Source organism: Mycobacterium sp. NPDC006124, assembly GCF_040614235.1.
Taxonomy (GTDB): Bacteria; Actinomycetota; Actinomycetes; order Mycobacteriales; family Mycobacteriaceae; genus Mycobacterium.
The window spans coordinates 34,156-46,297 of sequence record NZ_JBEXUA010000003.1; the positions used below are offsets into that span (position 1 = coordinate 34,156).

At 65.4% G+C, this 12,142-nt stretch carries 6 protein-coding genes; 5 read left to right on the forward strand and 1 reads right to left on the reverse strand.

Features of this window, described 5'->3' with window-relative positions; translation table 11 throughout:
* Positions 1-179 precede the first annotated feature (179 nt).
* Together ABZ195_RS07055 and ABZ195_RS07060 are read left to right on the forward strand one after the other, a co-directional pair.
* Complete coding sequence (locus tag ABZ195_RS07055; protein ID WP_355216186.1) at positions 180-1,262, forward strand: ATP-binding cassette domain-containing protein; 1,083 nt, start codon at positions 180-182, stop codon at positions 1,260-1,262.
* Entirely contained in the window at positions 1,259-2,005 is a 747-nt protein-coding gene (locus ABZ195_RS07060; RefSeq protein ID WP_355216188.1) for a methyltransferase domain-containing protein, read from the forward strand. The genes ABZ195_RS07055 and ABZ195_RS07060 overlap by 4 nt, the downstream gene beginning before the upstream one ends.
* A gap of 57 nt (positions 2,006-2,062) precedes the next feature.
* On the opposite strand, the gene ABZ195_RS07065 is transcribed toward ABZ195_RS07060, so the two are convergent.
* The gene (locus ABZ195_RS07065; RefSeq protein WP_355216190.1) at positions 2,063-2,389 is read right to left on the reverse strand and encodes a hypothetical protein; all 327 of its coding nucleotides are present in this window, start codon (positions 2,387-2,389) and stop codon (positions 2,063-2,065) included.
* Between ABZ195_RS07065 and ABZ195_RS07070 the strand changes: the two genes are divergently transcribed.
* From ABZ195_RS07070 to ABZ195_RS07080, 3 genes are all read left to right on the forward strand, one after another.
* Entirely contained in the window at positions 2,367-4,196 is a 1,830-nt protein-coding gene (locus ABZ195_RS07070; protein WP_355216192.1) for a lipocalin family protein, read from the forward strand. The two genes, ABZ195_RS07065 and ABZ195_RS07070, sit on opposite strands and share 23 nt — an antisense overlap.
* Positions 4,197-4,524: 328 nt before the next feature.
* Positions 4,525-8,046: a DNA-directed RNA polymerase subunit beta gene (locus tag ABZ195_RS07075; protein ID WP_355216194.1), complete on the forward strand. Its 3,522-nt coding sequence runs from the start codon at positions 4,525-4,527 to the stop codon at positions 8,044-8,046.
* Positions 8,047-8,120: 74 nt separating this feature from the next.
* Positions 8,121-12,071, forward strand: coding sequence for a DNA-directed RNA polymerase subunit beta' (locus tag ABZ195_RS07080; protein ID WP_355216196.1), 3,951 nt, complete (start codon positions 8,121-8,123; stop codon positions 12,069-12,071).
* Positions 12,072-12,142 lie beyond the last annotated feature (71 nt).

Below are 12,142 nucleotides of genomic sequence, written 5' to 3' on the forward strand. Positions count from 1 at the left end.
CGCGATCCCGGGCGGCTTTCTTCGTCTGCGGACCGAGTTCGAGCAAACCTCGGCGCCGTCGGCTGGGCGCGCAATGGCGGGCAAAGCGAAGAGCGTCCAGAGGCGGTGCGCTACAGTGACTCAAGCCACAGGCGGGCGTGTCTGTTTGGCGAGCAAAAGCACTGGCGGAAGGGTCGCGCGTGGGCATCGGTATTCAGGTTGAGGGATTGACGAAGTCCTTCGGGCCCCAGCGAATTTGGGAGGACGTCACCTTCGATCTGCCCGCTGGCGAAGTCAGCGTGCTGCTAGGCCCGTCGGGTACCGGCAAGTCGGTGTTCTTGAAGTCGCTGATCGGCCTGCTGCGCCCCGAACGCGGGTCGATCATCGTCGACGGCACCAACATCATCGAGTGCTCGGCCAAGGAGCTCTACGAGATCCGCACCCTGTTCGGGGTGATGTTCCAGGACGGCGCGCTGTTCGGCTCGATGAGCCTGTACGACAACACCGCCTTCCCGCTTCGTGAGCACACGAAGAAGAAGGAATCCGAGATCCGTCAGATCGTGATGGAGAAGCTCGACCTGGTCGGTCTGACCGGGGACGAGACGAAGTTCCCCGGGGAGATCTCCGGTGGTATGCGCAAGCGCGCCGGGCTGGCCCGCTCGCTGGTGCTGGACCCGCAGATCATCCTCTGCGACGAGCCGGACTCGGGTCTGGATCCGGTGCGTACGGCATATCTGTCGCAGTTGTTGATCGACATCAACGCCCAGATCGACTGCACGATCCTGATCGTGACGCACAACATCAACATCGCCCGCACGGTGCCCGACAACATGGGCATGTTGTTCCGCAAGCACTTGGTGATGTTCGGTCCGCGTGAGGTGTTGTTGACCTCCGATGAGCCGGTGGTCAAGCAGTTCCTCAACGGTCGCCGGATCGGTCCGATCGGTATGTCGGAGGAGAAGGACGAGTCGACGATGGCCGAGGAGCAGGCCATGATCGACGCCGGTCACCACGACGGTGGTACCGAGGAGATCGAGGGTGTGCCGCCGCAGGTCAACGCGACTCCGGGCATGCCGGAGCGCAAGGCCGTCGGTCGTCGTCAGGCCCGGGTGCGCGAGATCATGCACACCCTGCCCCCGGCCGCTCAGGAAGCCATCCGCGCCGACCTCGAGGGCACCAACCAGCATCCGGGGTACAACCCCGACAACGACGCCACCGCGCGCAACCGCAACGGCTCCGAAGAAGAGGCCCCGACGGCCTCGATCCCCGTCTCCAAGGAGTGACGCTTCCCGGTCCCGGCGGCCGGAGAACCCGCGATCTGCTCAACCGTCCCGCCGACGTGGTGGACGGCTACCTGGACGTGATGGGCGAGGCGGAGGTCCCGCAGACCACGGGTCAACGCATGATGGGCTCGTCGCTGCTGCCGATGATCTATGAGCGGTTGTGGCGACCGGTCCTGTTCTGGGGATTCACCGCGCGCAACACCGCGCAGGAGGATCGACGCAAGCGGCGACTGCTCGACGTGCGACCCGGCGACACCGTGCTCGACGTCGCGTGCGGGCCGGGAAACACCACCCGCACCCTGGTGGACATGGTCGGGGCCGACGGACTCGCGGTTGGGGTCGACAGTTCGGCGACGATGCTTGCGCAGGCGGTTCGCGACACCGCCCCCGGCAGCCAGGTCGGCTATGTGCGGGCCGATGCGGTCGACCTGCCCTTCGAGGACGGCACGTTCGACGCGATCAGTTGCTACGGCGCCCTCTATCTGATGGACGATCCGTTCGGTGCGCTCCGGGAGATGATTCGCCTGCTGACCCCTGGCGGTCGCATCGCGGTGCTCACCACGTGCGCCAGGGGACCGGCACCGGTGCGGCGGGTTGGCGTCAGCGCGTCGCGATGGGCGCCGGTGCGACTGTTCGACGTCGACGACGTGAGTGGCGTGCTGCGTCAGGCCGGCCTGGTCGACGTCACCCGCGACGTGTCGGCGGTGTCGCAGACCACGAGCGGGCGGCGTCCCGGACCGTGAGGGATTGCCAGAATCTGACGCCGGCGATGATTAACGGCCGAATGTCGGTGTGGTCGGTTACATTCCGACCGTGAGAGCGAATCGCTGGTTGCGAGGGGTATGGGTCGTAGCCGCGGGAGCGGGCATCGCGCTGAGTGCGAGCCACGGCGTTGCCGCCGCGGAGACCGACTCCTCGGGTGGGAGTAGCGAGTCTTCATCCGCGTCTTCGCCTGCGTCGGCGTCATCCCCGGGTTCGCCATCCGGTACCGAGTCGGCGCCAACGGCGGTGAACACCGCGGAGGTGTCCACCGGGTCGAAAGGCAGTGCAGCCGGACAGAATTCGGCCGGGGATTCCAAGGACACCGACAAGCCGTCGAGCACGGTGAGCGCATCGACGGTGACCATCCGCAAGGACGAGACTCCAAAGTTCGCGCCCACCGATGCGGTGTCGGCTTCGCCCGCGGTCAAGGATGTCGAGCCGGTCAAGGTCGTCGAGCCGGTCAAGGATGTCGAGCCGGTGAAGGTCGTCGAGCCGGTGAAGGATTCCGCGCCCGCTGCGGTCGAACCGGCGAAGGCCGTCGACCAGTCCGCGTCCACCGTCGTGTCGACGACGACCACCGCGGTCGCCAACAAGTCCGCCGTCGTCAAGGACGTCGCGGCCGTCAGCGCCCTGGTCGCGCCCGTCGTCCCGCGGCCGCAGCCCGGCCCGATCGCCACCGTGGTGATCAGCCTCTTGTCGGCCTTCGGCTTGCTCCCGCCCGTCGCACCCGTTCCGGTCGACGTCGTCGGCATCCCCTCGCAGGCGACCCCCGGTACGTCGAACGTCAACGGCGTCACCGGTGTCGTGGTCGGCAGCTCCAATCTGTCGATTCCGGTCGGGACCGGGACCTATACCGGCGCGGCCGACTGGTACTTCCCCACTCAGCAGAGCGGAGAGGTGCAAGCCCAGGGCGTCACGCTGCTCCAGCACGGCTTCCTGGGGTCGAAGTCCTGGTATTCGGCGCTCGCCCAGGATCTGGCCCAGCGCACCAACAGCATCGTCGTCGTCCCCAACATCCCGTCCTTCGGCTTCTTTACCTGCCCCGGTTGCACGCTGAGCAGCGTGTCGATGCAGCAAGGCGTCGCGGACCTGTTCATCGACCCGAACCGCACCGCGCTCACCGCCAGCGCCGAGGCCGCGGGCTACCACGGCGTGCTGCCCGGTAAGTTCATCTTGACCGGACACTCGGCCGGTGGGGGACTGGCCGCGGCTGCGGGCGGCTTCTACACCGACGCGGTCAAGCCCGAGGACAACGACCTGCTCGGCGTGGTGATGTACGACGGCGTCTCGTCCAACGGCACCTTCGCCGGTGCGCTGAAGAGCCTGAACGCCCGCTACATCCCGATCTACCAGATCGCGGCACCCCCGCAGCCCTGGAACGCCAACGGCCAGACCACCAACGATCTGGTGGCCGCGCAGAAATCGGGCCAGTTCGTCGGCGTCGTCCTCGCCAACGGCTCGCACGTCGACTCCTTGATCGGCGGCTCACCGATCATCGACTTCTTCAGCCAGCTCTTCATCAAGCCGTCCCCGCCGGGCAACACCCAGGCCGTCTACACGCTGGCCAACGGTTGGATCAACGACTTCTACGCCGGACTCGGACCCACCGACCAGAACGCCTATGGCACCTACGGTCGGCCCGACCAGTACCTCGTCTTCGGGCCGACGGCTGGCGTCGTGCTCGGTGCCGCCCCGGTCGTCGACCTGAACCGCTACCTTGGCACATGGTACGAGGTGGGCAGCGTCAAGCAGTTCTTCTCTCTGGGCCTGGTGAACACCACCGCGGTCTACACCGCCAACACCGATGGGTCGATCGGGGTGGAGAACTCCGGCAACTACTTCTTCGACAACGGTCCGCAGTCCCGCATCTTCGGGACCGCTCTGCCGGTGAGCGCCGCCGAGGGCAAGTTGAACGTCACCTTCTTCGGGCCGCCTTCGGCCACGCCGCCGGGCAATTACTGGATCGTCGACCGTGCCCCCGACTACAGCTGGGCGATCGTCAGCGACCCCACGGGCAACACCGGTTTCCTGCTCAGCCGTACCCGCACGGTCTCCTACCAGCTGTATCAGCAGTTGCTGGATCGCGCGTCGGTGAAGGGTGTCAAGGGATGGATCACGGTGACTCCACAGCCTGCGGCCGCCCGCGAACTTTCCTCCACAATCCGCGTGTGAACTCTTGACGGAAAGGCGAAACCGGGCCAGTCTGTTGGTCAGCATGTATCTGAGGGTTGAGAAAGTTCCAGTCGCCAGCCAGCGCCGGAGCCCATATCATGCCGATGTTGAGGAATGCGCCGTTCTGCGCTAGTGTTGGACGTTGCGCTGGCTGCATCCTGCCCACCCTCATCCGCCCTTGGTCGTCACCGTTCTAGCCTGAGCCCCGCTCAGGGAACTAGTGGTGTGCCCAGCGGCCGAGATCAGGGCTTGAGAACGCCAGCCGAACCTAACGCAGATAACGCGGCAAGGGTCCGGTCTTCGGCCGGCCACCCGAACGTCGCATCCGGTGCTGGAAGGATGCATCTTGGCAGTCTCTCGCCAGAGCAAGTCAGTAGAAAACCCCAACAACTCCGTTCCTGGAGCACCTAACAGAGTTTCCTTCGCAAAGCTTCGTGAGCCGCTCGAGGTTCCCGGTCTGCTCGACGTGCAGACGGACTCCTTCGAATGGCTGATCGGTTCCGACGGCTGGCGCGAGAAGGCTCTCGAGCGCGGCGAGGTCAACCCCGTCGGCGGTCTCGAAGAGGTCCTCACGGAGTTGTCGCCGATCGAGGACTTCGCGGGCACACTCTCGCTGAGCTTCTCCGATCCGCGGTTCGACGAGGTCAAGGCACCCGTCGACGACTGCAAGGAAAAGGATCAGACCTACGCGGCGCCGCTGTTCGTCACCGCGGAGTTCATCAACAACACCACCGGCGAGATCAAGAGCCAGACCGTCTTCATGGGCGACTTCCCCATGATGACCGAGAAGGGCACCTTCATCATCAACGGCACCGAGCGTGTCGTCGTGTCCCAGCTCGTCCGCTCGCCCGGCGTCTACTTCGACAAGTCGAAGGACAAGGCCACGGAGAACGACCTGACCAGCGTCAAGGTCATCCCCGGCCGCGGCGCCTGGCTCGAGTTCGACGTCGACAAGCGCGCCACCGTCGGTGTGCGCATCGACCGCAAGCGTCGTCAGCCGGTCACCGTGCTGCTGAAGGCCCTCGGCTGGACCAGCGAGCAGATCACCGAGCGCTTCGGCTTCTCCGAGATCATGATGTCGACCCTCGAGAAGGACAGCACCGCTGGTCCCGACGAGGCGCTGCTGGACATCTACCGGAAGCTGCGCCCGGGCGAGCCGCCGACCAAGGAGTCCGCGCAGACCCTGCTGGAGAACCTGTTCTTCAAGGAGAAGCGCTACGACCTGGCCCGCGTGGGTCGCTACAAGGTCAACAAGAAGCTGGGCCTCAACGTGGGCCAGCCGATCACGTCGTCGACGCTGAACGAAGAGGACATCGTCGCGACCATCGAGTACCTGGTGCGCCTGCACGAGGGGCAAACGGTCATGACGGCTCCGGGAGGAGTCGAGGTCCCTGTCGAAGTAGACGACATCGACCACTTCGGAAACCGTCGTCTGCGCACGGTCGGCGAGCTGATCCAGAATCAGATCCGCGTCGGCCTGTCCCGCATGGAGCGCGTCGTCCGCGAGCGGATGACCACTCAGGACGTCGAGGCGATCACGCCGCAGACCCTGATCAACATCCGTCCCGTCGTGGCGGCGATCAAGGAGTTCTTCGGAACCTCGCAGCTGTCGCAGTTCATGGACCAGAACAACCCGCTGTCTGGTCTGACCCACAAGCGTCGCCTGTCGGCGTTGGGCCCCGGCGGTCTGTCCCGTGAGCGTGCCGGCCTCGAAGTTCGTGACGTGCACTCCAGCCACTACGGCCGCATGTGCCCGATCGAGACCCCGGAAGGCCCGAACATCGGCCTGATCGGTTCGCTGTCGGTGTACGCGCGGGTCAACCCGTTCGGCTTCATCGAGACGCCGTACCGCAAGGTCGTCGACGGTGTCGTCACCGACGAGATCAACCACCTCACCGCCGACGAGGAGGACCGCTACGTCGTAGCGCAGGCCAACTCGCCGATCGACGAGAACAACCGGTTCACCGAGGACAAGATCCTCGTCCGTCGTAAGGGTGGCGAGGTCGAGAACGTCTCCCCGATGGACGTCGACTACATGGACGTCTCGCCGCGCCAGATGGTGTCGGTGGCCACGGCCATGATCCCGTTCCTCGAGCACGACGACGCCAACCGCGCCCTCATGGGTGCCAACATGCAGCGCCAGGCGGTTCCGCTGGTGCGCAGCGAGGCGCCGCTGGTCGGTACCGGCATGGAACTGCGTGCCGCGATCGACGCCGGCGACGTCATCGTCGCCAGCAAGGCAGGCGTCATCGAAGAGGTGTCCGCCGACTACATCACCGTGATGGCAGACGACGGCACCCGGCACACCTACCGGATGCGCAAGTTCGCCCGCTCCAACCACGGCACGTGCGCCAACCAGCGCCCGATCGTGGACAGCGGCCAGCGGGTCGAGGCCGGTCAGGTCCTCGCCGACGGACCCTGCACCGAGAACGGTGAGATGGCCCTCGGCAAGAACCTGCTCGTGGCGATCATGCCGTGGGAAGGCCACAACTACGAGGACGCCATCATCCTCTCGCAGCGCCTCGTCGAGGAGGACGTCCTGACGTCCATCCACATCGAGGAGCACGAGATCGACGCCCGCGACACCAAGCTGGGCGCCGAGGAGATCACCCGGGACATCCCGAACGTCTCCGACGAGGTGCTGGCCGATCTCGACGAGCGCGGCATCATCCGCATCGGTGCCGAGGTCCGCGACGGCGACATCCTGGTCGGCAAGGTCACGCCCAAGGGCGAGACCGAGCTGACCCCGGAAGAGCGCCTGCTGCGTGCCATCTTCGGTGAGAAGGCCCGCGAGGTTCGCGACACGTCGCTCAAGGTTCCGCACGGCGAGTCCGGCAAGGTCATCGGTGTTCGGATGTTCTCCCGCGAAGAGGATGACGAACTGCCCGCCGGCGTCAACGAACTGGTTCGCGTCTACGTGGCCCAGAAGCGCAAGATCTCCGACGGCGACAAGCTCGCCGGACGCCACGGCAACAAGGGCGTCATCGGCAAGATCCTGCCGATCGAGGACATGCCGTTCATGCCGGACGGCACGCCGGTCGACATCATCCTGAACACGCACGGTGTGCCGCGACGGATGAACATCGGCCAGATCCTCGAGACGCACCTGGGCTGGGTGGCCAAGGCCGGCTGGAACATTCAGGTGGCCGGCGGCGACGGCGGCGAACTGCCCGAGTGGGCGGCGAACCTGCCCGACGAGCTGCTCTCGGCACCCGCCGACAGCATCGTCTCCACGCCCGTCTTCGACGGTGCGCGGGAGAACGAGCTCGAGGGTCTGCTCGGTGCCACGCTGCCCAACCGCGACGGTGACGTCATGGTCAACGCCGAGGGCAAGTCGCAGTTGTTCGACGGACGCAGTGGCGAACCGTTCCCGTACCCGGTGACGGTCGGCTACATGTACATCCTGAAGCTGCACCACTTGGTGGACGACAAGATTCACGCCCGCTCGACCGGTCCGTACTCGATGATCACCCAGCAGCCGCTCGGTGGTAAGGCGCAGTTCGGTGGTCAGCGATTCGGTGAGATGGAGTGCTGGGCCATGCAGGCCTACGGCGCGGCGTACACGCTGCAGGAGCTCCTGACCATCAAGTCCGACGACACGGTCGGTCGCGTCAAGGTCTACGAGGCAATCGTCAAGGGCGAGAACATCCCCGAACCCGGTATTCCGGAGTCGTTCAAGGTGTTGCTCAAGGAGCTCCAGTCGCTGTGCCTCAACGTCGAGGTGTTGTCGTCGGAAGGCCAGCGGATCGAGATGCGCGACAGTGACGACGAGGACCTGGAGCGCGCTGCCGCGAACCTGGGAATCAACCTGTCCCGCAACGAATCACCGTCGGTCGAGGATCTTGCGTAACTGCTGTTTCGGGGGCTTCGCGTCCCGCGATTTGATTGATAGTCATCTAGTCCCGCAAGGGGAAAGGGAGTTACGTGCTCGACGTCAACTTCTTCGATGAACTCCGCATTGGCCTCGCCACTGCGGACGACATCCGCAATTGGTCCTACGGCGAAGTCAAGAAGCCGGAGACCATCAACTACCGCACGCTCAAGCCAGAGAAGGACGGCCTGTTCTGCGAGAAGATCTTCGGACCGACTCGCGACTGGGAGTGCTACTGCGGCAAGTACAAGCGCGTGCGCTTCAAGGGCATCGTCTGTGAGCGCTGCGGCGTCGAGGTCACTCGCGCCAAGGTGCGTCGTGAGCGGATGGGCCACATCGAACTGGCCGCACCCGTCACCCACATCTGGTACTTCAAGGGCGTGCCCAGCCGTCTCGGCTACCTGCTCGACCTGGCCCCGAAGGATCTCGAGAAGATCATCTACTTCGCGGCCTACGTGATCACCGCGGTGGACACCGAGCAGCGCCACAACGACCTGTCGACGCTCGAGGCCGAGATGGTCGTCGAGAAGAAGGCCGTCGAGACCCAGCGCGACAGCGATCTCGAGGAGCGCGCCCAGAAGCTCGAAGCCGACATGGCCGAGCTCGAGAAGGACGGCGCCAAGTCCGACGTCCGTCGCAAGGTTCGTGACGGCGGCGAGCGCGAGATGCGTCAGCTCCGCGACCGGGCCCAGCGCGAGCTGGACCGCCTGGACGAGGTGTGGACCACGTTCACCAAGCTGGCTCCCAAGCAGCTCATCGTCGACGAGGTGCTCTACCGCGAGCTCATCGACCGCTACGGCGAGTACTTCCAGGGCGCCATGGGCGCGGAGTCGATCAAGAAGCTCATCGAGACCTTCGACATCGACGCCGAGGCCGAGAGCCTGCGCGACACCATCAAGAACGGCAAGGGACAGAAGAAGCTTCGTGCGCTGAAGCGTCTGAAGGTCGTCGCGGCGTTCCAGATGAACCGCAACTCGCCCATGGGCATGGTGCTCGACGCCGTTCCGGTGATCCCGCCGGAGCTGCGCCCGATGGTTCAGCTCGACGGTGGCCGGTTCGCCACCTCCGACCTGAACGATCTGTACCGCCGCGTCATCAACCGCAACAACCGGTTGAAGCGACTGATCGACCTCGGTGCGCCCGAGATCATCGTCAACAACGAGAAGCGCATGCTTCAGGAATCCGTCGACGCACTGTTCGACAACGGACGTCGTGGCCGCCCCGTCACCGGGCCGGGCAACCGTCCGCTGAAGTCGCTGTCGGATCTGTTGAAGGGCAAGCAGGGTCGGTTCCGTCAGAACCTGCTCGGCAAGCGCGTCGACTACTCGGGCCGTTCGGTCATCGTCGTCGGTCCTCAGCTCAAGCTGCACCAGTGCGGTCTGCCCAAGCTGATGGCCCTCGAGCTGTTCAAGCCGTTCGTGATGAAGCGCCTGGTCGATCTCAACCACGCGCAGAACATCAAGAGCGCCAAGCGGATGGTGGAACGTCAGCGCCCGCAGGTGTGGGACGTCCTCGAAGAGGTCATCTCCGAGCACCCCGTGCTGCTGAACCGCGCACCAACGCTGCACCGCCTCGGCATCCAGGCCTTCGAGCCGATGCTGGTGGAGGGCAAGGCAATTCAGCTGCACCCGCTGGTGTGTGAGGCGTTCAACGCCGACTTCGACGGCGACCAGATGGCAGTGCACCTGCCGCTGTCGGCCGAGGCGCAGGCCGAGGCGCGCATCCTGATGCTGTCGTCGAACAACATCCTGTCGCCCGCGTCGGGTCGTCCGTTGGCCATGCCGCGTCTGGACATGGTGACCGGTCTGTACTTCCTGACCACCGAGATCGACGGCGACATCGGAGAGGGCACCGCGGCGGTCACCGACCACGCCGCGACCGGCGTGTACAGCTCGCCGGCCGAAGCGCAGATGGCCGTCGACCGTGGCGCTCTGAGCGTTCGCGCCAAGATCAAGGTCCGGTTGACGCACCTGCGTCCGCCGGCCGAGGTCGAGGCCGCTCAGTTCCCCGACGGTTGGAAGATGGGCGACGCCTGGTTGGCGGAGACCACCTTGGGCCGGGTGCTGTTCAACGAACTGCTGCCGCGCGGATATCCGTTCGTCAACAAGCAGATGCACAAGAAGGTCCAGGCGGCGATCATCAACGATCTCGCCGAGCGCTACCCGATGATCGTCGTCGCGCAGACCGTCGACAAGCTCAAGGACGCCGGTTTCCACTGGGCCACCCGCTCGGGTGTCACCGTGTCCATGGCCGACGTGCTGGTGCCGCCGAACAAGGCACAGATCCTCGACGGCTACGAGCAGCAAGCCGACGCCATCGAGAAGAAGTACCAGCGTGGCCTGCTCGAGAAGATCGAGCGGACCGACGCGTTGGTCAAGATCTGGAAGGAAGCGACCGAAGAGGTCGGTAACGCGCTGCGCGACCACTACCCGTCGTCCAACTCGATCATCCAGCTGATCGACTCGGGTGCCACCGGTACGTTCAACCAGACGCGCACCCTGGCCGGCATGAAGGGCCTGGTGACGAACCCGAAGGGTGAGTTCATCCCGCGCCCGATCAAGTCGTCCTTCCGTGAGGGCCTGACCGTGTTGGAGTACTTCATCAACACGCACAGCGCCCGAAAGGGTCTGGCCGACACCGCCCTTCGCACGGCGGACTCGGGTTACCTGACCCGTCGTCTGGTCGACGTGTCTCAGGACGTCATCGTGCGCGAGCACGATTGCCAGACTGAGCGCGGCATCATGACGACGATTGCGGCCACCGAGGCCGACGGCACCCTGACCCGCGACGCGCACGTCGAGACCTCGACGTACGCGCGGACGCTGGCCGTGGATGCGGTCGACGCCAAGGGCAACGTGATCGTCGAGCGTGGACACGATCTGGGCGATCCGGCGATCGACGCACTGTTGGCCGCCGGCATCACCGAGGTCAAGGTGCGTTCGGTGCTGACCTGCATGACGGGCACCGGCGTCTGCGCCACGTGCTACGGCCGCTCGATGGCCACCGGCAAGCTGGTCGACATCGGTGAGGCCGTCGGCATCGTCGCCGCGCAGTCCATCGGTGAGCCCGGCACGCAGCTGACCATGCGTACGTTCAAGCAGGAGGGCGGCGTCGGTGAGGACATCACCGGTGGTCTTCCTCGCGTGCAGGAGCTGTTCGAGGCCCGCGTGCCGCGCAACACCGCTCCCATCGCGGACGTCACCGGTCGGGTCAACATCGAAGTGGGCGAGAAGTTCTACAAGATGACCATCGTGCCGGACGACGGTGGCGAGGAAGTCGTGTACGACAAGCTCACTCGTCGTCAGCGCCTGAAGGTGTTCAAGCACGAGGACGGCTCCGAGCGTCTCCTGGCCGACGGTGACCACGTGGAGGTGGGCCAGCAGCTGATGGAGGGCTCGGCCAACCCGCACGAGGTGCTGCGCGTTCAGGGCCCCCGCGAGGTGCAGATCCACCTCGTCAAGGAGGTCCAGGAGGTCTACCGCGCTCAGGGTGTGTCGATCCACGACAAGCACATCGAGGTGATCGTCCGGCAGATGCTGCGTCGCGTCACGGTGATCGATTCGGGCGCAACGGAATTCCTGCCCGGTTCGTTGACCGAGCGTGCGGAGTTCGAGTCGGCCAACCGTCGCGTGGTGGCAGAGGGCCTTGAGCCCGCCGCCGGGCGTCCGGTGCTGATGGGCATCACGAAGGCCTCGCTCGCAACCGATTCCTGGTTGTCGGCGGCGTCGTTCCAGGAGACCACGCGAGTGCTGACCGATGCGGCGATCAACTGCCGCAGCGACCGGCTCAACGGTCTGAAGGAGAACGTGATCATCGGCAAGCTGATCCCGGCCGGTACGGGTATCGCCCGCTACCGGGACATCCAGGTGCAGCCCACCGAGGAAGCCCGCGCCGCGGCGTACACGATCCCGTCCTACGAGGATCAGTACTACAGCCCCGACTTCGGTCAGGGCGCCGGCCAGGCCGTGCCGTTGGACGATTACGGATTCAGCGACTACCGCTAGTCACCGTGTGGAAGGGCCCCGGCTTCGGCCGGGGCCCTTTTGCGTTGCTGGTGTTGGGTTTCCGCTCCACC

Excerpts from the sequence above, each read along its gene's own strand:
- ABZ195_RS07065 (WP_355216190.1), bottom strand. The coding sequence starts at position 2,389 with ATGGTCACCGTCGATGCGCTCACCGTGCTCGACGGCTTGTCGGTGTCC.